The organism is Aquimarina brevivitae, from assembly GCF_004216895.1.
Taxonomy (GTDB): Bacteria; Bacteroidota; Bacteroidia; order Flavobacteriales; family Flavobacteriaceae; genus Aquimarina; species Aquimarina brevivitae.
On record NZ_SGXE01000001.1, the window covers coordinates 1,474,106 to 1,493,820 of the forward strand.

Below are 19,715 nucleotides of genomic sequence, written 5' to 3' on the forward strand. Positions count from 1 at the left end.
TTTAGTAGTACCTTTATTTAGTAAAGGGTTTATTTAGTGTGTGATTTGAAATTCGTTATGATTTCGGCCAATAGTTTTTTTGCTCTCAATAATTTCACTTTGACATTATTCATAGGTTCGTTCAGCCGATCCGAAATTTCTTTATACGACAACTCCTGAAAATACCTAAGATTAATCACTTCTTGATAATGAGGTTTTAATTGCTTGATAAATCTAAGCAACTGAGCAAGATTTTGTTCAGTAATTAATCGATCTTCAGGAGTAGGAGTATCATCGGCAATAGCGTGCAATGATTCTTTGTCGGTGTCTGAGGTAGTCTTGGATCTAATGGAGGCTTTTTTCTTTCTCTGCAGATCGATGTGTATGTTTTTGGAAATTTGGATCAACCAGGTTTTAAAAGCATACTCCTCTTTGTAGGTATCTATTTTATCAAAAGCTCTGGAGAAGGTTTGAATTGTAATTTCTTCAGCTTCATATTCATCCTTCGTTCTCTTTAGCTGAAATAAATATACGTCATTCCAATAGTTATCTAAGAGATAATTAAAGGACGTTTGAATACCTTGTTTAGCATTACGAATGTGATCTTGTAGCGTTTCGGTTTTGTCGTTCACCAAAAATATTTTGAAGGTAAAGTGCTATTGTTGGGTATGCTCAGTTTCGTTACAATTAGCATATTGATCAGGAGTTTTGCCACAAAGTGAACAAGATTCTCCATCTTGGTTTAAAAAAGGACTTTGACTTGCGCAAGTACCCGCAAACTTACCGTCTTTCTTGGCCCATAATTTTATCGCTATCCCAGCAAAGGCTAGTAGCAATAATCCTACGGTTAATAGTATCAATTTCATAGTTCCTGATTTTTTTAAAGTACAAAGGTAAAAATATTCTGAAGTTTATGCGAAAATATTGATCAACAAAACCTATAGTACGCCTTAGGATTACTTATAGGCTAAACTTTTGATTTAAAAGATGTTCACTTCAGATTCAAGACTAATGTCAAATCTTGATTTTATGGTTTCTTTTATATTTTCTGCAATTTGCTTTATTTCTGATCCTGTTGCATTTGCATAATTTACTAATACAAGAGCTTGATTTTTATGTATACCTGCATCGCCCCATCGTTTCCCTTTAAAACCACATTGCTCAATAAGCCATCCTGCAGGTACCTTTATCGAGTTTTCATCGATTACATAAGATGGTGCATTGGGGTAGGCTTTAAGAATGTTATTGAATTTAGCTTTAGAGATGACTGGGTTCTTAAAAAAACTTCCACTGTTTCCAATTTCTTTGGGATTCGGTAATTTACTTTTCCGTATGGCAATTACAGCATCCGAAATGTTTTGTATAGTTGGTTGGGATATGTTGTTTTTAGCCAATTCTGCGGTAATAGCGCCGTAAGCTGTATGTAACTGATGATTTTGAGTAGTCAAAACAAAAGATACCTGAGTAATTATGTATTTATTTTTTGCTTTTCTTTTAAAAATAGAGTCGCGATACCCAAACTGGCAATCTTCTTTAGTAAAGGTTATTCTTTTTCCGGTGGCTACCTCTATCGCCTGGCAGCTATGAAAAGTATCTTTGAGTTCTACTCCGTAAGCGCCGATATTTTGAATTGGGGCACTCCCCACATATCCTGGTATTAAGGATAAGTTTTCAACGCCGCCAAAATTATTTTTAATACAATATAGAACAAAATCATGCCAGCTTTCTCCAGCGCCAACATTAATGCGTATTTTATGTTGGTCGTCTGTTTTTTCGGTAGTTATGCCTTCTATTTTTATGTGTATGACTAAGGCTTCGATATCCTTAGTTAACAGCATATTGCTTCCTCCGCTTAGTATAAATATGGGTTTACCCTGATATTGCAAAAGGATTCTTAGTAAGTCTTCTTCAGTAGTTACCTCTACAAATTCTGTAGCCTTAACTTCTATACCAAACGTATTATAGGACTTAAGAGATTTGTTTTTTTCTATAATCATAGGCGTAAAAGTAGCCTTTTTTGATAAAAAAGTAAGGCCGGCATTAGTTTTCTGATTTCGTTTTTGATTCAAATTTAGTTCGATACGTATTTAGTCCTTTGATGAGAATTTTCGTTGCTTTTTTTAAGGCTTTTTGATTAAGAACATAGGCAATTCTTACTTGATCTGTTCCTTGGCCAGGGCTTGAATAAAATCCGGATGCAGGAGCGAGCATAACGGTTTCGTTATTCATACTAAAATCAGAAAGTAACCACTGACAAAAATGATCTGCATCGTTTATCGGCAGTTGCGCAATACAATAAAAAGCACCTTTGGGAACGGAGATTTTAATATCTGGATGCTGGCTTAATTTTTCAATAACAAGATCTCTTCGTTGTTTGTATTTTGCTACGGTTTTTTCGTGATAACTATCTGGCGCTTCTAATGCCGCTTCACTAGCAATTTGAGCATAGGTCGGTGGACTTAATCGAGCTTGCGCAAACTTCATAGCCGTTTCGATAACACTCTTGTTTTTGGTAACCATACAACCTATCCTGGCACCGCACATACTGTAGCGTTTTGAAACGGAGTCGATAATTATAGCGTGTTCATTTAAGTCTTTTTCTTCGAGTACAGAATAGTGTTCTAAACCGTCGTAAACAAATTCGCGATAAACCTCATCAGAAATTAAAAAAAGATCATAGCGAATAGCCAATTTCGCCAAGGCTTTGATTTCACTTTTACTGTAAAGGTAACCAGTAGGGTTACCAGGGTTACAAATTAGTATTGCTTTGGTTTTTTTGGTGATTAATTTTTCAAACTCTGCAATTGCTGGTAAGGCAAAATCATTTTCTATTGACGATATTACCGGTACAACTTTAATATTTGACTGCGTAGAAAAGCTATAATAATTGGCATAAAAAGGCTCTGGTACTATAATTTCATCTTCTGGATCAGTGATACTGCCCATAGTAAAAACCAGCGCTTCACTTGCACCAGTAGTAATTAAAATATCGTCTTGGGATATGGTAATATCGTGTTTTGCATAATAGCTCGCCAGCTTTTTTCTAAAACTTTCAAAACCTGCAGAATGACTATAGGCTAGGATGTGTAGAGAATTGTTTTTTACAGCATCTAAAGCTGCTTTTGGAGTTTTAATATCAGGCTGCCCGATATTAAGATGGTATATTTTTTTGCCGTCTTTTTTAGCTTGCTCCGCAAAAGGAACCAATTTCCTTATGGGCGACTCGGGCATTGCTCTTCCTTTTTTTGATACTGATGGCATATGGTTGTTCCTATTTTAAGAAGCTAATTTCTTAAAATAATAGTAATTAGGCTTAAAGAACACAATATTTTTGATGGATTTTTTTATATTTAAAATAAAGTAAGATTTGCCCTTGAGTTTTTATAGTTTTGTTAGAAAGAGTTGTGTAATATTATGTCTGCTTATTGCACATAACTTGTTTTGTCAGCAAAATTTTCAATTGCCAAATTCTCTATCCAAAAGCAAGATAAAGTTTCAATTGGTAAATAATTTAGTTGTATTACCAGTCATTGTCAATGGCGTAGAGCTTTCTTTCATTTTAGATACCGGAGTGGGATCCACCATTATTTTTAGCCTGGAAAACCGGGATTCTTTAAAGTTAAAAAATGCAACTAAGATTTTTTTAAGAGGATTGGGAGAAGATGAGCCAATAGAAGCTGTAAAATCTGTACATAATCAAGTAAAGATTGGAGATGCAATTAGTAGAAATCATACTATTTATCTTGTTTATGATCAGTCTATAAATTTTTCCCCTCGTATGGGATTTCCGATTCATGGGATCATTGGGTATGACTTTTTTAAAGATTTTGCCGTAGAGATGAATTATGCACGAGAACGTATAACAATAAAACCTCCTGGAGGATTCAGAGTTAAAAAATGTAGAAAATGTTTTACTACCAGTTTAAAATTTTTAGATGGAAAACGACCTTTTATGGATATCAAACATTTTACCTCAAAGGGAGTAGTCAATCTAAATATGTTAATTGACTCTGGTTCTGGTTCTGGATTATGGCTTTTTGAGAATGAAGCACTAGGGATCGAGGTTCCGCAGCAATCATTTCGAGATTTTTTAGGGAGAGGTTTTTCTGGAGATATTTATGGTAGCAACGCTAAGATAAGCAGTCTTAAAATAGGTCCTTTTGAATTAAAAAATGTAACAACCTCTTTTCCAGATTCCATTTATCTCACTGAAATTTCGGTAAAGGAACGTCAAGGTTCTATTGGGGGAGCTGTATTGAAAAGATTTAATGTAACTTATGATTACCAAAAAGGTAGGATAACCTTCAAAAAGAATAAATATTTTAAAAAACCATTTAGCTATAATAAAAGCGGTTTAACGATACAGCATAACGGTAGAATCTTATCAAAACAACCTGAGTTTAGTAAGGTTGCTCAGTCTGGATTTAATATTGTGAAAAGTAATGATGGAAAGGTCAAATCCATTAATGCTATTGAAGATATTTTAGTACAATACGCTTTTCAGCCCAAGTATGAGATTGTAGAAATTCGACAAAATTCTCCAGGTGATAAAGCAGGATTATTCAAAGGAGATGTAATTATAGGTGTTAATGGTAGAAATTCAATAAATTATAGCTTATCAGAAATCAATGATTTATTTTATCAGGAAGAAGGCAAGAAAATAAAGTTGACCGTAGATCGAAATGGCGTGATAATGACTTTTACTTTTTTTCTTGAAAAAGTACTGTAAAAAGTAAAAAGACCTGTTTTAAAACAGGTCTTTTTACTATCTATTACTAAGTATATCTTAATTTTTCTTCTCTAGGACACTTTTAGAATCGTCACACACCACTGTACCTTTAATTTTAATGGCTTTAGTACTTTCTGTAGCATTAGAGTAAACAGTTATTGTTTTTCTAATAGGGCCACAGCGATTAGTATCATACTTCACTTCAATAATTCCACTATCTCCAGGAGCGATAGGAGCCTCAGGTTTTTTAGGAATTGTACAGCCACAGCTAGAATATACCTTGCTAATCACAAGCGGTGCTTTACCAGTGTTGGTAAATTCAAATTTACGGACGCCATCGCTACCCTTTGCAACTTCTCCATAATCAATAACTTCTGATTTAAATTCAATTACTGCATCTTGTGCCAAGATACTTTGGCTACAAAAACCAATAAATAGAATCATCATAATTTTTCTCATAACGTAGGTTTTAGTTAATGTAAAAGTAGTTACTTTTTATACAACTTCAAAATTGTAAAAGACTTTCAAGTTGTCGTTTATAATAATTACTTTTGCACTCTAACTTCAAAAATCAGACCAAAATATGGCTTCCTTAGGAAAATATGATGCGAAATCTATAGAAGACAAGTGGTATCAGTACTGGATGGATAATAATTATTTTCATTCAGAAGTGGATGAAAGAGAACCATATACTATTGTGATTCCCCCTCCCAACGTTACTGGTGTATTGCATATGGGACATATGCTGAATAATACGATACAGGATGTGTTAATTCGTAGAGCCAGACTTAAAGGTTATAATGCCTGTTGGGTACCAGGTACGGATCACGCATCTATTGCTACTGAAGCCAAGGTAGTAGCGAAGCTTAAAGAAGAAGGAATTCAAAAATCTGATTTAACACGAGATGAATTCTTAAAGCATGCTTGGGATTGGACCCATAAGCACGGTGGAATTATATTGGAGCAGTTAAAAAAGCTTGGTGCCTCTTGCGATTGGCAAAGAACTGCATTTACTATGGATGACAATTTGTCGGCCTCAGTGATTAAAGTGTTTGTAGACCTGTTTAATAAAGGACTAGTTTATCGGGGTTATCGAATGGTAAATTGGGATCCTGAAGCGAAGACTACCTTATCGGATGAAGAGGTGATTTATGAAGAAAAAGAAGGAAATCTATATTATCTGGAGTATAAAATCGAAGGAAGTGATGAGGCACTTACCATTGCAACGACACGACCTGAAACCATAATGGGCGATACAGCAATATGTATCAACCCAAATGATGAAAGGTTTACACATCTCAAAGGAAAAAAAGCGATTATACCTATAGTGGATAGGGCTATACCAATAATTGAAGATGAGTACGTGGATATGGAGTTTGGTACTGGTTGTCTAAAGGTTACTCCAGCTCATGATACAAATGACAAGGTTCTTGGAGACAAGCATAACTTAGAGGTGATTGATATTTTTAATGATGACGCTACCTTAAATGCCAATGGTCTGCAATATGAAGGTAAAGATCGATTTGTAGTTCGAAAAGAGATCGTTCAGGATTTAAAAGAAATTGGAGCTTTGGTGAAAACAGAGACTCACCTAAATAAGGTGGGTACTAGTGAACGTACTAAAGCGGTTATCGAACCTCGATTAAGTGACCAATGGTTTTTGAAAATGGAGGACTTAGCAAAGCCTGCTTTAGAAGCGGTTATGGAAAAGGATATCAATCTGGTGCCCGAAAAATTTGTAAACACCTATCGCCATTGGATGGAAAATGTTAGAGACTGGAATATTTCAAGACAATTGTGGTGGGGCCATCAAATACCTGCATATTACTATGGCGACGGAAAAGAAGATTTCGTAGTTGCGGAGAGTAGAACGGAAGCACTTCAGTTAGCACGAAAAAAATCCGGCAACACTCAGCTTACAGATAGTGATTTAACACAAGATCCAGATGCTCTAGATACTTGGTTTTCATCCTGGTTATGGCCAATGAGTGTGTTTAATGGAATTTTAGAGCCAGATAATGAAGAAATCAATTATTATTATCCTACCAATGATTTGGTAACTGGTCCGGATATTATCTTCTTCTGGGTAGCAAGGATGATTGTAGCGGGTTATCACTATAGAGATGAGAAGCCTTTTTCTAATGTGTATTTTACAGGAATAGTTAGGGATAAGTTACGAAGAAAGATGTCAAAACAGCTCGGAAACTCGCCTGATGCAATTAAATTAATTGAGAAGTTTGGGGCAGATGGTGTTCGTGTTGGTTTATTACTAAGTGCTCCTGCAGGCAATGACCTTATGTTTGATGAAGACTTATGTAAGCAGGGGAGTGGCTTTGTAAATAAAATTTGGAATGCCTACAATTTAGTAACTAGTTGGGAGGTAGATCAAACCATTGAGCAACCAGCATATGCTTGTATTGGTATCGATTGGTACCAGGCTAAATTTCAGCGAGCACTCCAAGAGTTAGAAGATCATTACAGTAAATACCGCATGAGCGATGCGCTTATGACTACCTATAAACTCATTTGGGATGATTTTTGTAGTTGGCTGTTAGAGATTGTTAAACCATCCTACGGGGATCCAATAGATGGAAAAACGTATACTGCCGTGATTCAGCTTTTTGAAGATAACTTAAAGATTGTTAATCCATTCATTCCTTTTGTTTCAGAAGAAATTTGGCATCAAATAAAGGAAAGAAAAAAAGAAGAAGCATTGATCGTTTCTTCTTGGCCTTCACCAACAGCGGTTAATGAAGAACTAACGCATGATTTTAGTATGGTAGCAGATATCATTTCTGGTATTCGTACAATCCGCAAAAACAAAAATATTCCGTTTAAGGATAGTATAACATTAAGTGTTCTTAATAAAGAATCCTTTACGGATGGATTTGATGCAGTGATAAAGAAAATGGGTAATGTGTCTGAAATCAATTATGTACAGGATAAAGTAGATGGAGCATTGTCCTTTAGGGTAAAATCAAATGAATATTTTATACCTATAGCAGGTGCTATTGATGTAGCGTCTGAAATCAGTAAACTAACGGAAGAATTAGAGTATACTGAAGGTTTTTTGAAATCGGTTCAAAAAAAGCTTCAAAATGAACGTTTTGTCAACAATGCGCCTGAGCAAGTTGTGGCAAATGAACGTAAAAAGATGGCAGATGCTGAAGCGAAGATTGAAACCTTAAAATCTAGTCTAGAATCTTTAAACAAATAAGAGCTAGTTTTTAGCTATTCTATTAAATCCTTTCTTAGTCAATTATTAAGAAGGGATTTTTTGTTTAAGGGACAATCACTAAAAAATTACCCAACTGCTATTTTTAAAGTGTTTGGTTGTATCGCAACCTCTACGCTTTGAATGCTGCCATAGGGCTCGCCATCAACTTGAAAAGGTACTGGTTTATCAGTGGTTACCGTTGCCCCTGTCGTTTGAATTACCTCTACAAAATTGGGGTCAAGCTGCACTTCTCCTAGCAGGATTTTGATAATATTGGCAACATCAAGTTTTTTAAAAACAAGAATTTCAAATTTTCCATCATCGATTTTACCGGTGGGATTGACTATGGCACCTGTACCAAATTTATTGCTATTAGCAAAAGCCAACATTATTCCAGTGGTGCTCAATTCATTTTCTTCGGTTTTAATATGAAATTTATACGGAGCGTTGGTGTTTAAAAGGGTAGGGATGCTATTTAGAGCATATCCAAAATGCCCTCTTACCGTACTGTTTGAATAATGCTCTATTAGTTCTGCATTGATTCCTAAATCGCTAATATGTAACCCCAGGGAGTTATTGATGCATAAGCTGTCAACATTTTGAAAGGTATTGCCCAGAGCAATTTGTATGGCTTCATCAACGTTTGAAGGGATGGCTAAATCCGTAGCAAGACCATTGGATGAACCACACGGGATGATTCCTATTGTGGGGTTATTGTTTTTAAAGCATTCCGCTATTAATTTAACAGTACCATCACCACCGACTACGAGTATTCGATCTGGTTGAACATCTGCTTGTAGTTCTTTAAGTGTTTTGTAATCTTCTCTCCCTGTTGTTTTGTAAAACTTTAGATCAGTTTTTTTAGAAACAGCTCCTTTAATCTTCTGTATAACAGGTTCTTTGTTGATGTCACCAGAAATAGGATTGACCACCACAAGTATTTTTGTTTCCAAATGCTCCATTTAATGTCATAAAAATGTATATTTTTAAAAATAAGCATTCTGTATTTTATGTCAGAAATAAATTTGAAAATTTATAGGGGGTATGCTAATGAACAGCAAATACATGTTTTTGGTCATGTACTTCGTAATACTGGGGTAGCAACTAATTCTTTTGACCAAAGTAAGTGGTGGTATGCTTTTAAAATGATACAAATGTTTACTGTAAAACCTATCAAAGGGATAACAGTACAGTTTAATTACAATGGAATTAAAGGAGAATCAACAACAAAGTCAGATGGCTATTTTCAATTCACCATTCCGTTAACCAAGAAGCTCGAAGCAGGATGGCATAATTTTGAGGTTTCAGTTCTCTGGAATAATGAAGTTAAAACTGAAGTAGGAGAGTTTTTTATGGCTTATCCAGGTCGGTTGGGAATTATTTCAGATATTGATGATACTTTTTTAATCTCACACTCAGGCAGTTTTTTTAAAAAACTATATGTATTACTTACTCGAAATATCCATAGAAGAAAAATTTTTGAAGACGTAGTGCACCATTATCGAATGCTTAGTAGCGCAAATCGAGTTGGGATTGAAAAAAATTTGTTTTTTTATGTATCTAGTAGCGAGTGGAATTTATATGACTTTATCACTAAATTTACAGCGCTACACGATTTTCCAAAAGCTGTTATTAAATTAAAAGAAATAAAAAAGGGACTCATTGATTTCTTAGTAACAGGTCGGGGAAATCACAATCATAAATTGCTCAAAATTCAGCACATATTAACTTTTTACCCAGATGTTCAATTCATTCTATTAGGGGATGATAGTCAAAAGGACCCTTTAATTTATCATAAAATAGTCACCTTATTTCCTGATAGTATCAAGGCTATTTATATCCGACAAACCAGAAGTAAGAAAAAACAACACGTTTTAAGGATGATGAAGGATTGTGAGGATACTGCTATCCATTACTGCTATTTTAAAGATAGTAAAACAGCCATATCACATTCCAAAAAGATCGGCCTGATTGATTAAAAGTCAATCGGTAATATATTTTTCTACCAAGGCGATATATCTTTTTTTGGCTTGTTTTTTAGAAAGACCTTTTACCTGGAATAGCGCATTAAGTTTAAACGCATTGCGAAGATCACTATCTCCTGAGGGTCTATAAAACTCTTCAGCGTGTATAGCTTGTTTGTAATAAGCATACAGATGCAACATAATATCCGGAGGTAGCTGAATATTTGTGGTGCAAGCTTTTTGATAAGCCTTTTGAAAAGCAATATTTAGTTCCTCGTCTGTCATTAGGTTGTTTTGTCCCAAAAATTAATAGTAAATGGTAATAGTTGTGAGCTATTTATAAATCCGCAATAACGCTTTCTCCACCTCTTACTTTTTCATTTAAGGAGACTTTTACTTTAGTTCCGACAGGCAGAAAAACGTCTACTCTCGAACCAAATTTTATAAAACCACTATCTGATCCTTGAACGACTAATTCGCCTTCTTTAGCATAATTTACGATTCTTTTTGCTAATGCGCCAGCTATTTGGCGGTATAAAATTTCTACAACCTTATTTTTTACAACAACGGTAGTTCTTTCGTTTTCTTCAGATGCTTTGGGATGCCAGGCAACGAGATATTTTCCTGGATGATATTTGCTAAAGGCTATTTTTCCTCCAATCGGATGCCGCGTTACGTGTACGTTTATAGGAGACATAAAAATAGAAACCTGCAATCTATTGTCCTTAAAATACTCTTTTTCAAAGACCTCTTCAATTACTACCACTTTTCCATCAACTGGAGAAACAACAGTAGTATCGTTAAGAAGGGTTTCTCTTTTTGGGTTTCTAAAAAATTGAAGAATAAGTACTAAAAATACAAGTGACAAGATCAATATACCAAATTGGATCTCTTCAACCTGTATGGCAACGTAAGAAGCAACATTAATACCTAAAAAGATAATAATGGCTATTGTAATTATTTTAAAACCCTCTTTATGAAACATAGTTTAGAATTAATAAAAATGCGTATAAAAATGGACTGGCAAAAATGATACTGTCTAACCTGTCATACATTCCTCCATGTCCAGGCATTATAGTTCCACTATCTTTAACTCCTGCTTGTCTTTTAAATTTTGATTGTATTAAATCACCGAGTGTACCAAAAATACTCATAATTACACTTATTGTCAACCAAATGCCTATGGAAAGTGTTTCAGAAAAATAGGCTATTAAAAATCCAGCTAGTAATGAGAAGCAAAATCCTCCTACAAATCCTTCAATTGTTTTCTTTGGTGATATACGCTCTAACAATTTATGTTTCCCAAAATTTTTACCTACTAAATAAGCAAAGGTGTCATTAACCCATATGATTACAAATGGACCCGCGATTAAAAAGGGTTTGTAATCACTATCCTGAAAAGGTATTGCGGTAAGAAAAATTAGGCACGTAATTAAATAGAAGATGCTTGTTCTGTATTTTCTTTTTTCGAACATGGGAATGATTCGAATGGTCACCAAATCTTTTACCAAAAATAGCTGTGTAATGATGGTGAGGATTAAGAGTGGTATACTTAAGTAAATAGGAAAATGCAATAGGTGGCAAGCTGAAAAAAGAATGAAAAAAACAAAGTAGAGGCGTTTATTCTCTAAATGAATCAATTTTTGGAACTCAAAAAGACATAAGGTGCCAAAGATGGCAAAAATTGCGATAAAGGTGTAGGGTGAGATAAATATTGATGAAAGCAAAATTAGGGAATATAGGGCCCCAGATAATGTTCGTGTAAATAGTTCTTTCATATTATAAATCTTCCAACAGCAGCAAATATAGATTTTTTGAGCTACTTCCATAGGTAAGGAAGTCTTTTTCTTTTTGAGTTTCGAAGTTTTTTATGGTAGTAATGTTAGAAGGAATACTATTTTTATTTTTTTCTTTAATGCCTTTAAGACCTTCGCCAATGCTTCTAACGATCTGACTAGTAGCGGCAAATATGATGAAGTTGTCAGGGAGCTCCATTAATTTTTTTTCTCTTAATTGATTGGATGAAACCAATATGGCACCGGTGTCCGCAATGAGGTATTCACAAGTAGAAAGCAAAAATGAAGCAGGTGTGTTTTTGATGAAATTGAGATTGTATCCAGAAAACTTATGCTCTAATCCAATTTCGAAACAACAAACATCTTTTTCATACCAATCGTTTTCTAAAAGAATCTTGTCAAAAGCCTCCATGACTTCTTCGTCACTGTCACAATACAAGAATTTTCCGCCATTCCGCTTAAAGTTGATCATAAAGCTTTCATCTTCCGGCAGCTTAACTTCAGGCATATATTTACTCCTGTCTTCAACAAGACGCTCTTTCTTCTCTTTGTCTGATTTAGATTTCGATGAAAATAATCTTCTAAATAGACTCATACTGCTACATTATTGATATTGGAATTACTGGATGACATATTCAGTCAAATATAAAAAAAATCTTAACCTTAGTTGGACTAGGGTTAAGATTTTTAATTTTACTTGTATATAATTAAAAAATAATTAAGAAGGCTCTTTTACAGATTCCTCTTCTTTTTTGCCAAAAGGTCTTTCGCCAAATATTTTTTCTAAATTATCTTTAAATATTACTTCTTTTTCAAGGAGCACTTCTGCCAATTCTAACAATTTATCTTTGTGCTCTTCAAGAAGTGCTATAGCTCGTTGATATTGCTTTTCTACTATATTAGAAATTTCTTTATCGATAAGTTCACTGGTTTGCTCACTATAAGGTTTGGTGAAGTTATATTCACTTTGTCCAGTACTATCGTAATACGTTAGATTACCAACCTTATCGTTCAATCCGTATATAGTTACCATTGCGCGAGCTTGTTTGGTTACTTTTTCCAAATCGCTAAGTGCTCCCGTGGAAATCTCATTAAAAACTACTTTTTCTGCAGCTCGTCCTCCTAGGGCGGCACACATTTCATCTAGCATTTGATTTGGTCTTACGATAAGACGCTCTTCTGGTAAATACCAGGCTGCACCTAAGGACTGTCCTCGCGGCACTATGGTAACTTTAACCAAAGGTGCTGCATGTTCTAACATCCAACTTACGGTGGCGTGACCTGCTTCGTGTACAGCGATTGCACGTTTCTCTTCAGGAGTGATGATTTTATTTTTCTTCTCTAATCCACCTACGATTCGGTCAACTGCATCCAGAAAATCTTGCTTCCCTACGGCAGCTTTTCCTTTTCGGGCAGCGATTAAGGCAGCTTCATTACACACATTAGCAATATCCGCACCTGAGAAACCTGGTGTTTGTTTCGCTAAAAATTCTGTGTCTAATTCGTTTTCTACCTTTTTTATAGGTTTTAAATGGACTTCGAATATTTCTTTTCGTTCTCTTACATCTGGTAGATCCACATAAATCTGTCTATCAAATCTACCTGCTCTCATTAATGCTTTATCTAATACGTCTGCTCGGTTAGTAGCTGCAAGTACAATAACATTGGTATTGGTTCCGAATCCATCCATCTCGGTTAATAGCTGGTTCAATGTATTTTCGCGTTCATCATTAGAACCCGAAAAATTACTTTTACCTCTAGCTCTACCAATGGCATCAATTTCATCTATAAAAATTATAGCAGGAGATTTCTCTTTAGCTTGTTTAAAAAGGTCTCTTACCCTAGAAGCACCTACACCTACAAACATTTCTACAAAGTCAGATCCCGATAGGGAGAAGAAAGGAACTTTAGCTTCTCCTGCCACAGCTTTAGCTAATAACGTTTTACCAGTTCCTGGAGGTCCTACTAATAAGGCACCTTTAGGAATTTTACCTCCTAAAGAAGTATATTTATCTGGATTTTTAAGAAAATCTACGATTTCTTGGATTTCTTCTTTAGCGCCTTCTAATCCAGCTACATTTTCAAAGGATACTTTTACATCTGTATTTTGATCAAATAATTTAGCTTTGGATTTACCAATATTAAAAATTTGTCCACCAGCACCGCCTCCGGTACCGCCGCTCATACGACGCATAATAAATATCCATACCCCTATAATTAAAGCGAAAGGTAACAACGTTATGAAAATTTCTCCCCACACATTACTTTCCGTATTATAGATAACGCTAGTGTCTAAGCCATTTTCTTTTTTGATTTTGGCAATATCATTTTCAAAATTCTGAAGATCACCAAATTCAAACTGATAGTCTGGTTCACTTGGACTTGAAGGTAGTATGGATGTGCTACGCGTATTTTTATGTTTTTCTAATTTCTTTGCTTCAGCAGTTAAATATACCTTAGCTTCTCTTCGGTTTAGTATAACAACTTTTTGAACCTCTCCATTACTTAGGTAATTTTCAAATTCAGATATCGTAGTTTTTGGTGCAGATCCCCATCCGCTTCCTCCGATAAAGTTAAGTACTAAAAATCCTATTATGATAATCGCATAAATCCAGTATGCACTGAATTTAGGCTTTTTAGGGTCAATTTTTCTATTTTCTTTAGCCATTTAGGTGATTTTTTAATAATTCGTTTCGATTACGGTGGTTTTTGCATCTCCCCACAAGCCTTCAATGTCATAAAACTCTCTAATATGCTTTTGGAAGACATGTACCACTACATCGACATAGTCCATTAATACCCATTCTGCATTTTCACTTCCTTCAACGTGCCAAGGTTTATCTTTCAATGATTTACTGACCGTTTTTTGAACAGAATTTACAATTGCATTAACTTGAGTATTGGAGGTACCGTTACAGATTACGAAGTAGCTACAAACAGTATTTTCTATTTCGCGAAGATCTAAAATGTTTATATCCTGACCTTTTACTTCTTCTATTCCTTTTATGATATGAGTGATTAATTGATCTGTACCGATTTCGTTTTTATTCATGCATTTTCTTTATTTGTGTAAAGTTATTACTTTTTATCTTTTTACCATCTGTACTTAATATACATTTGTAAAACTTTTACACTATTTTATATATGCGTATAATCAAAGTTGATGCCATTGAGTCAACAAACACTTTTTTACGAAACTTATATCGAGAAGAGCGATTGGATATGCCTGTATGTATTAGTGCAAAAGAACAAACCTATGGGCGAGGGCAAATGGGAACTACTTGGATTAGCGAAGGTGGCAAGAACCTTACATTTAGTGTATTTATGCCGATAAACGGCCTAGCCTTAGCGGATCAATTTCAAATTTCAATGACTGTTGCTACAGCACTTATCCGCGGGTTGCAATTCTTGCAAATCCCCAGATTAGCAATAAAATGGCCAAACGACATTCTGTCAGACAAGTATAAAATATGTGGTATTTTAATTGAAAACATTGTTAAAAATGGCAGTTTGGAAGGAGTGGTTATTGGTATTGGGCTTAATGTAAATCAACTGAATTTTGAAGGCTTGGAGCAGGCTAGTTCTTTAAAAAAACTTACCGGAGTACATTATGATCTTGATGAAATCTTAGGGATTTTGTTGCAAAAAATCGAGGAGTATTTTTGTCAACTTGCTACTCGAAGTTATCCTACTTTAAAAAAGGAATACGAATCCTATTTATTTAGAAAAAATAAACCCTCTACATTCAAAAATATAGAGGGAGATTCTTTTGTCGGTATCATTGATTCCGTTACGCCCGAGGGTAAATTAAGAGTGTTACTCGAGGACGAGGTGTTTAAGGACTTTGATCTTAAAGAAATCAAATTGTTGTACTAAAGCTTGGTAATATTATCGCTTAGCGTATTGATAAAGTTTTGCAATGGTTTTTTGATCATCATTGCCATCATAGCATTAAACTCTCCATCAAAGACCAATTGCACATTACTGTTTTGCTCGTCTTGAGCTTCAATATTAGCTGTTAAGGTAAACGGAAGTTTGTCGCTTGCTGCTCCCAAAATTACTTTGCTAAATTCTTCGGTTTCTTTTTTTTCTAAAACGATCTCAGGCATGCCTTTCAACTGAAAAAGAAAACGAGTATCGTTTAACATTTCAAATTTTTGTATGCTTTCTGGCATTAATTGTTCAAAATTTTCCACATTCGTAAGAAAATTAAAGACCTCTTCCGGGCTCTTGCTTACAGTTACAGTACTGCTTTCTAAATTCATAGCTTTTTTTTAAATAGTCCAACCAGCAGGGTCTACCCTCCAGGCTTTTAAAGTTTCTTCTTCTTTTTTTGTGATATAGTTAGTTTCAAGTGCTTGCTCCACTAAGTTTTCATAATTACTTAAAGTATGTAACTCTATATTGGCTTTGTTAAAGTTTTCATCGGCAATAGTAAAACCATAATTAAATATGGCTACCATCCCTTTAACATTAGCATTGACATCTTGCAATGCTTTTACAGCGTTTAAACTACTTTTGCCGGTACTTATCAGATCTTCAATAACTACCACATTTTTTCCAGTAGGAACTAATCCCTCAATTTGGTTTTGTCTACCGTGTTTTTTGGGTTCAGGTCTAATGTAAATAAAAGGTAGACTTAGATATTCTGCGACAAGCATGCCAATACCGATAGCCCCTGTAGCTACACCGGCAATGACATCTGGTTTGCCATATTTTTCTTCAATAAACCTGGCAAGGTTTTCTCTTAAGTAGTTGCGTATCATTGGATAAGACAACGTTATTCGATTGTCACAATAAATTGGTGACTTCCATCCAGAGGCCCAAGTAAAAGGTTCTTGTGGTTGTAATTTTATTGCATTAATTTGCAATAACAATTCAGCGGTTTTTTTTGCTGTATTTTTATCAAAAATCATAGGTGCAAATGTATAAAGTTTTTGTGAATAATACGCCTATTATTCTTTCTACTAAAAAAGCAATAGAAGGCTATACAACATTACCAATAAAGGAGGTTGATTTTCCTGAGATTATTAGAACTGTTCTAAAAAAGGAAAAGAAGGGGAAGGAGGCGAAGTACCATTTTTATCACAAAAGTGAAAAGAAATTAATGGAGCATTTGTACAGTAAGCTTCCTGTTGTGGTAGCAGGTGGGGGCAAAGTATATAATGAAGCGGATGAGGTATTGTTTATTCGTAGAAACGGCAAATGGGATTTGCCTAAAGGTAAAGCGGAGAAAAAAGAAGATATGGAAACGGCCGCTATCCGCGAAGTAGAGGAGGAAACAGGTGTTAAAAACCTCAGGGTCACCAAATTCTTAAAGCACACCTACCATATTTTTAAACGCAATGGAGAATTTCGATTGAAAGTTACCTATTGGTTTGAAATGAAAACCGATTTTACAGGAGATCTAGTGCCTCAAAAAAGTGAAGGTATAACCAAAGTTCGCTGGAAAAATACAGCCAAGTCTAAAAAAGCATTGACGGATTCTTATGAAAATATTAAGCAACTTTTTTCACTGAAATACTTATCCTGATTATTATTCAGTAACCGTAAACTCATAGGCGTTTGTAATTAAGCTATTGGATAATATTGTTTCTATGTTAACATAACCTAGCTCATAGACTCACCCCTTAATTAATATGATACCATCATTGTTTATGTTGGTGTAATCTGCCGATGACAAAACATAATCACCGGATTCTAATAATTTTATACCAATTTTACTTCGAAAGGCTGAATCGCGATAAAAGTTTTGAACAAATAAATTTCCTTGTGAAACACTTACTTCTCCCTCAAGTACTTCTATAGCATTTTCCGTCAAGTTAATTTTTGATAGGGTTCCGAATCCTGTCTTCTTGTAGAGTGCAAGTGTATGGTAAAAGTTTTCAAAGTCTTCTCCATAGGTAAACTCGGATAAGGTAATATTCTTTTCGTTAGTGGTTGTTTGTTGATCGTTAACTGTAGTTATTACATATATGGATTCATCAAGTGCAAATTCGGTAGTCTCATTTTCAACTGTAATAATATCATTATTTGTAACGTAATACACATCCGCGTTTTCACTGGTATCACAAGTGGTTAATGCGATGGCGGTAAAAAATGATACAAGCGCAACTTTCATAACTTAAATTTCAGATAAGACGCTAATGAATTGTAAAAGTTGCGTGTGAGTTGAAAATTATTTCAAAATACGATATACTGGGTACCGAAGATGGGCTTTCTCATAGTGTTCTGATTTTTTATGAATCCAATCCAATTGGGTATACCAATCTTTAGCAAAAGCGGTATCCTTTTTTGCTTCCTCAAATTCTTGACGTAATTCAGGGTTTTCTTGTAGTAGGCTCAACGCCTTATCTTCCCATACGTAAGGTGAAAAACCTTCTTTTTGTTGTAAAATAGTATCAAAAAAGTTCCAGTTAAAAAAGGAATCAGTGGCCTCGGGCTCCAGGGTTTCTATAAGATAGCGAATGCCTTTTTGGGCTGTAGGTACGATGATATCACCCGTTTGTAATGTTACCATTTCTTTATGTTTGGTAATGGTAGTGTTGTAATGTAGATAATGACCTTCAAAAGGTTGTTTTCTTGTTTTGTAGTCTGCAATGTGATATACTTCAGCGGATAAGGTGGTATCTTCTGCTACCAAGCTATATTTAATTTTGTTGATATCCAATAATGCTTTGATATTCCACCAACCCTTAGGTATTACATAGGCTTCAGGAACCGCAACGCTTTGAGTAGCCTTATAATAATTTTGATAGGTCACTTTTTTGGTATAGGGTTGATTTCTGTCATATTTTAATCGCTTTGCACCTGTAATTGCACTAGGAATATAAGAACCTTCGAACCCTTTAAAGTCAAGTGTTGTTGTTTGTGAAGTGTCAACCGCCCAACTTATGGGATAAGATTTTATGGAACGCCAGTAGGCATCATCTTTTTTCTTTAGTGTTTTAATTTTAGCCCCGTCCTTTTCTGTAATGTCTATAGCAGATTTCATCAGTTCATAGGTGCCAAGTACGCGTTGTTTATAAGGTTTGAGCATGTGCGTTTCAACCATGAGTCCGGGTGTATTCCATAAACTGGTATACCCGGTAGAGTACCTTGGGTAATCTATAAACTGGCTCCAGCCCTTGTCGGGTGTAGTGCCCCAGACATTCACATAAGGAGTGATATCCCAATTTTTGTTGGCAAGCGATTGCTCTAACTGTGGTTGTAATTCTTGATGTAGGTAGGCTCCTAATGTACCCCCTAATTTATTGTGCTGGGTGAATAAATGGGTAAGCGTGTATTGATAGTCTGCTCCATTGCTCACGTGATTGTCTATAAATACGTCTGGTTGAACCAGATGAAATATTTCTGCGAAGGTACGTGCATTTTTAGTATCGTTTTTTATGAAATCTCTGTTGAGATCATAATTTCTTGCATTCCCTCGAAACCCATAAGCTTCAGGCCCATTCTGATTAGTTCTACTAGCAGTATTTCTATTTAAGGCTCCTCCAATATTATATACGGGGATGGTTGAAACAACTGTGTTTTCAGGGCTTTGAATCGTGCCATTGGCTAGATCTCTAAACAGCATCATAGTAGCGTCAATACCATCACTTTCCCCAGGGTGAATTCCATTGTTAATCAGTATAACCGATTTGGTTTGGTGTATCTGATCAAAGTTAAAATTTGCTTCTGGGTTATAAGTTATTAAATGCAATGGGTAGCCGCTATCTGTAGTACCAACCTCTCGTATATCTATGGAATTAAACTGCTGAGCCAGTTGCGTATAATATGTTATCACCTCTGGATAGGTAGCTGTTTCTTTACCGTTACGCTTTTCAAAGGTAGTTTCGGAATTAAAATCGGCGACTTCTTCTGTTTGTTTGGCGCATTGCAAGGTTATGAATGCAAAACCAACTAGTATTAGTTTTTTCATGAGATGATTCTAGTAAAAGAAGGTAAAGTTAATAAGTTAAGAACATTCGGCATAAATTAGAGCTACAATCTTTCAAAATTGTAAATTAGAGGTATGATATTCCTTGTCT

The 19,715-nt window shown here is 35.1% G+C and carries 21 protein-coding genes; 5 read left to right on the plus strand and 16 right to left on the minus strand.

Annotated elements, in window-relative coordinates; all coding sequences use genetic code 11:
- Positions 1 to 29 precede the first annotated feature (29 nt).
- The 4 genes from EV197_RS06430 to EV197_RS06445 all read right to left on the minus strand — a co-directional run bounded on the left by EV197_RS06430 (position 30) and on the right by EV197_RS06445 (position 3,240).
- Positions 30 to 611 (minus strand): RNA polymerase sigma factor, encoded by a 582-nt coding sequence (locus EV197_RS06430; protein ID WP_130285897.1) that lies wholly within the window; start codon positions 609 to 611, stop codon positions 30 to 32.
- Positions 612 to 635: 24 nt separating this feature from the next.
- Positions 636 to 845, minus strand: a complete 210-nt coding sequence (locus EV197_RS06435; protein WP_130285898.1) for a membrane or secreted protein — start codon at positions 843 to 845, stop codon at positions 636 to 638.
- A gap of 114 nt (positions 846 to 959) precedes the next feature.
- Positions 960 to 2,048: a UDP-N-acetylmuramate dehydrogenase gene (murB, locus tag EV197_RS06440; protein ID WP_278042402.1), complete on the minus strand. Its 1,089-nt coding sequence runs from the start codon at positions 2,046 to 2,048 to the stop codon at positions 960 to 962.
- Positions 2,020 to 3,240: a pyridoxal phosphate-dependent aminotransferase gene (locus EV197_RS06445; RefSeq protein WP_130285900.1), complete on the minus strand. Its 1,221-nt coding sequence runs from the start codon at positions 3,238 to 3,240 to the stop codon at positions 2,020 to 2,022. Before EV197_RS06445 ends, murB begins: the two co-directional genes overlap by 29 nt.
- A 199-nt stretch (positions 3,241 to 3,439) precedes the next feature.
- Here EV197_RS06445 and EV197_RS06450 point away from each other — a divergent pair, with 199 nt between their 5' ends.
- Positions 3,440 to 4,708, plus strand: a complete 1,269-nt coding sequence (locus tag EV197_RS06450; protein WP_165389011.1) for an aspartyl protease family protein — start codon at positions 3,440 to 3,442, stop codon at positions 4,706 to 4,708.
- 57 nt (positions 4,709 to 4,765) lie between these two features.
- On the opposite strand, the gene EV197_RS06455 is transcribed toward EV197_RS06450, so the two are convergent.
- A complete protein-coding gene (locus EV197_RS06455) occupies positions 4,766 to 5,167 on the minus strand; it encodes a DUF1573 domain-containing protein (RefSeq protein ID WP_130285902.1) in 402 nt (133 codons plus the stop codon).
- Between the two features lie 124 nt (positions 5,168 to 5,291).
- Between EV197_RS06455 and EV197_RS06460 the strand changes: the two genes are divergently transcribed.
- Positions 5,292 to 7,925: a valine--tRNA ligase gene (locus tag EV197_RS06460; protein ID WP_130285903.1), complete on the plus strand. Its 2,634-nt coding sequence runs from the start codon at positions 5,292 to 5,294 to the stop codon at positions 7,923 to 7,925.
- Between the two features lie 86 nt (positions 7,926 to 8,011).
- On the opposite strand, the gene EV197_RS06465 is transcribed toward EV197_RS06460, so the two are convergent.
- Positions 8,012 to 8,878, minus strand: a complete 867-nt coding sequence (locus tag EV197_RS06465) for a diacylglycerol/lipid kinase family protein (protein ID WP_165389012.1) — start codon at positions 8,876 to 8,878, stop codon at positions 8,012 to 8,014.
- Between the two features lie 57 nt (positions 8,879 to 8,935).
- On the opposite strand from EV197_RS06465, the gene EV197_RS06470 reads away from it, so the two are divergent.
- Positions 8,936 to 9,904, plus strand: a complete 969-nt coding sequence (locus EV197_RS06470; protein ID WP_130285905.1) for an App1 family protein — start codon at positions 8,936 to 8,938, stop codon at positions 9,902 to 9,904.
- A gap of 3 nt (positions 9,905 to 9,907) precedes the next feature.
- On the opposite strand, the gene EV197_RS06475 is transcribed toward EV197_RS06470, so the two are convergent.
- From EV197_RS06475 to rsfS, 6 genes are all read right to left on the minus strand, one after another.
- Positions 9,908 to 10,174 (minus strand): acyl-CoA-binding protein, encoded by a 267-nt coding sequence (locus tag EV197_RS06475; protein ID WP_130285906.1) that lies wholly within the window; start codon positions 10,172 to 10,174, stop codon positions 9,908 to 9,910.
- 52 nt (positions 10,175 to 10,226) lie between these two features.
- Positions 10,227 to 10,874 carry a phosphatidylserine decarboxylase family protein gene (locus EV197_RS06480; RefSeq protein WP_130285907.1) on the minus strand — a complete coding sequence of 216 codons (648 nt, stop codon included), beginning with the start codon at positions 10,872 to 10,874 and terminating at the stop codon, positions 10,227 to 10,229.
- Positions 10,864 to 11,667, minus strand: a complete 804-nt coding sequence (locus EV197_RS06485) for a phosphatidate cytidylyltransferase (RefSeq protein WP_130285908.1) — start codon at positions 11,665 to 11,667, stop codon at positions 10,864 to 10,866. The genes EV197_RS06480 and EV197_RS06485 overlap by 11 nt, the downstream gene beginning before the upstream one ends.
- Position 11,668: 1 nt before the next feature.
- Positions 11,669 to 12,280 carry an LUD domain-containing protein gene (locus tag EV197_RS06490; protein WP_130285909.1) on the minus strand — a complete coding sequence of 204 codons (612 nt, stop codon included), beginning with the start codon at positions 12,278 to 12,280 and terminating at the stop codon, positions 11,669 to 11,671.
- 123 nt (positions 12,281 to 12,403) lie between these two features.
- Positions 12,404 to 14,353, minus strand: coding sequence for an ATP-dependent zinc metalloprotease FtsH (ftsH, locus tag EV197_RS06495; RefSeq protein WP_130285910.1), 1,950 nt, complete (start codon positions 14,351 to 14,353; stop codon positions 12,404 to 12,406).
- A 12-nt stretch (positions 14,354 to 14,365) separates the two neighbouring features.
- Positions 14,366 to 14,737, minus strand: coding sequence for a ribosome silencing factor (gene rsfS, locus EV197_RS06500; protein ID WP_130285911.1), 372 nt, complete (start codon positions 14,735 to 14,737; stop codon positions 14,366 to 14,368).
- Between the two features lie 92 nt (positions 14,738 to 14,829).
- Here rsfS and EV197_RS06505 point away from each other — a divergent pair, with 92 nt between their 5' ends.
- Entirely contained in the window at positions 14,830 to 15,561 is a 732-nt protein-coding gene (locus EV197_RS06505; RefSeq protein ID WP_130285912.1) for a biotin--[acetyl-CoA-carboxylase] ligase, read from the plus strand.
- Here EV197_RS06505 and EV197_RS06510 read toward each other — a convergent pair.
- Positions 15,558 to 15,950: an SRPBCC family protein gene (locus EV197_RS06510; RefSeq protein WP_130285913.1), complete on the minus strand. Its 393-nt coding sequence runs from the start codon at positions 15,948 to 15,950 to the stop codon at positions 15,558 to 15,560. The two genes, EV197_RS06505 and EV197_RS06510, sit on opposite strands and share 4 nt — an antisense overlap.
- Before the next feature lie 9 nt (positions 15,951 to 15,959).
- A complete protein-coding gene (gene pyrE / locus EV197_RS06515) occupies positions 15,960 to 16,601 on the minus strand; it encodes an orotate phosphoribosyltransferase (RefSeq protein ID WP_130285914.1) in 642 nt (213 codons plus the stop codon).
- Positions 16,602 to 16,609: 8 nt separating this feature from the next.
- On the opposite strand from pyrE, the gene EV197_RS06520 reads away from it, so the two are divergent.
- Complete coding sequence (locus tag EV197_RS06520; RefSeq protein ID WP_130285915.1) at positions 16,610 to 17,218, plus strand: NUDIX hydrolase; 609 nt, start codon at positions 16,610 to 16,612, stop codon at positions 17,216 to 17,218.
- Between the two features lie 90 nt (positions 17,219 to 17,308).
- On the opposite strand, the gene EV197_RS06525 is transcribed toward EV197_RS06520, so the two are convergent.
- Together EV197_RS06525 and EV197_RS06530 are read right to left on the minus strand one after the other, a co-directional pair.
- Complete coding sequence (locus EV197_RS06525; protein WP_130285916.1) at positions 17,309 to 17,806, minus strand: hypothetical protein; 498 nt, start codon at positions 17,804 to 17,806, stop codon at positions 17,309 to 17,311.
- Positions 17,807 to 17,863: 57 nt separating this feature from the next.
- Complete coding sequence (locus EV197_RS06530) at positions 17,864 to 19,606, minus strand: M14 family metallopeptidase (protein WP_130285917.1); 1,743 nt, start codon at positions 19,604 to 19,606, stop codon at positions 17,864 to 17,866.
- Positions 19,607 to 19,715: the final 109 nt, after the last annotated feature.

Bases quoted from the DNA above. Each gene is read 5' to 3' on its own strand.
- EV197_RS06435 (WP_130285898.1), bottom strand. From the start codon at position 845: ATGAAATTGATACTATTAACCGTAGGATTATTGCTACTAGCCTTTGCT.
- EV197_RS06445 (WP_130285900.1), bottom strand. From the start codon at position 3,240: ATGCCATCAGTATCAAAAAAAGGAAGAGCAATGCCCGAGTCGCCCATA.
- EV197_RS06455 (WP_130285902.1), bottom strand. From the start codon at position 5,167: ATGAGAAAAATTATGATGATTCTATTTATTGGTTTTTGTAGCCAAAGT.
- EV197_RS06460 (WP_130285903.1), top strand. From the start codon at position 5,292: ATGGCTTCCTTAGGAAAATATGATGCGAAATCTATAGAAGACAAGTGG.
- EV197_RS06470 (WP_130285905.1), top strand. From the start codon at position 8,936: ATGTCAGAAATAAATTTGAAAATTTATAGGGGGTATGCTAATGAACAG.
- EV197_RS06475 (WP_130285906.1), bottom strand. From the start codon at position 10,174: ATGACAGACGAGGAACTAAATATTGCTTTTCAAAAGGCTTATCAAAAA.
- EV197_RS06480 (WP_130285907.1), bottom strand. From the start codon at position 10,874: ATGTTTCATAAAGAGGGTTTTAAAATAATTACAATAGCCATTATTATC.
- EV197_RS06485 (WP_130285908.1), bottom strand. From the start codon at position 11,667: ATGAAAGAACTATTTACACGAACATTATCTGGGGCCCTATATTCCCTA.
- EV197_RS06490 (WP_130285909.1), bottom strand. From the start codon at position 12,280: ATGAGTCTATTTAGAAGATTATTTTCATCGAAATCTAAATCAGACAAA.
- ftsH (WP_130285910.1), bottom strand. From the start codon at position 14,353: ATGGCTAAAGAAAATAGAAAAATTGACCCTAAAAAGCCTAAATTCAGT.
- rsfS (WP_130285911.1), bottom strand. From the start codon at position 14,737: ATGAATAAAAACGAAATCGGTACAGATCAATTAATCACTCATATCATA.
- EV197_RS06505 (WP_130285912.1), top strand. From the start codon at position 14,830: ATGCGTATAATCAAAGTTGATGCCATTGAGTCAACAAACACTTTTTTA.
- EV197_RS06510 (WP_130285913.1), bottom strand. From the start codon at position 15,950: ATGAATTTAGAAAGCAGTACTGTAACTGTAAGCAAGAGCCCGGAAGAG.
- pyrE (WP_130285914.1), bottom strand. From the start codon at position 16,601: ATGATTTTTGATAAAAATACAGCAAAAAAAACCGCTGAATTGTTATTG.
- EV197_RS06520 (WP_130285915.1), top strand. From the start codon at position 16,610: ATGTATAAAGTTTTTGTGAATAATACGCCTATTATTCTTTCTACTAAA.
- EV197_RS06525 (WP_130285916.1), bottom strand. From the start codon at position 17,806: ATGAAAGTTGCGCTTGTATCATTTTTTACCGCCATCGCATTAACCACT.
- EV197_RS06530 (WP_130285917.1), bottom strand. From the start codon at position 19,606: ATGAAAAAACTAATACTAGTTGGTTTTGCATTCATAACCTTGCAATGC.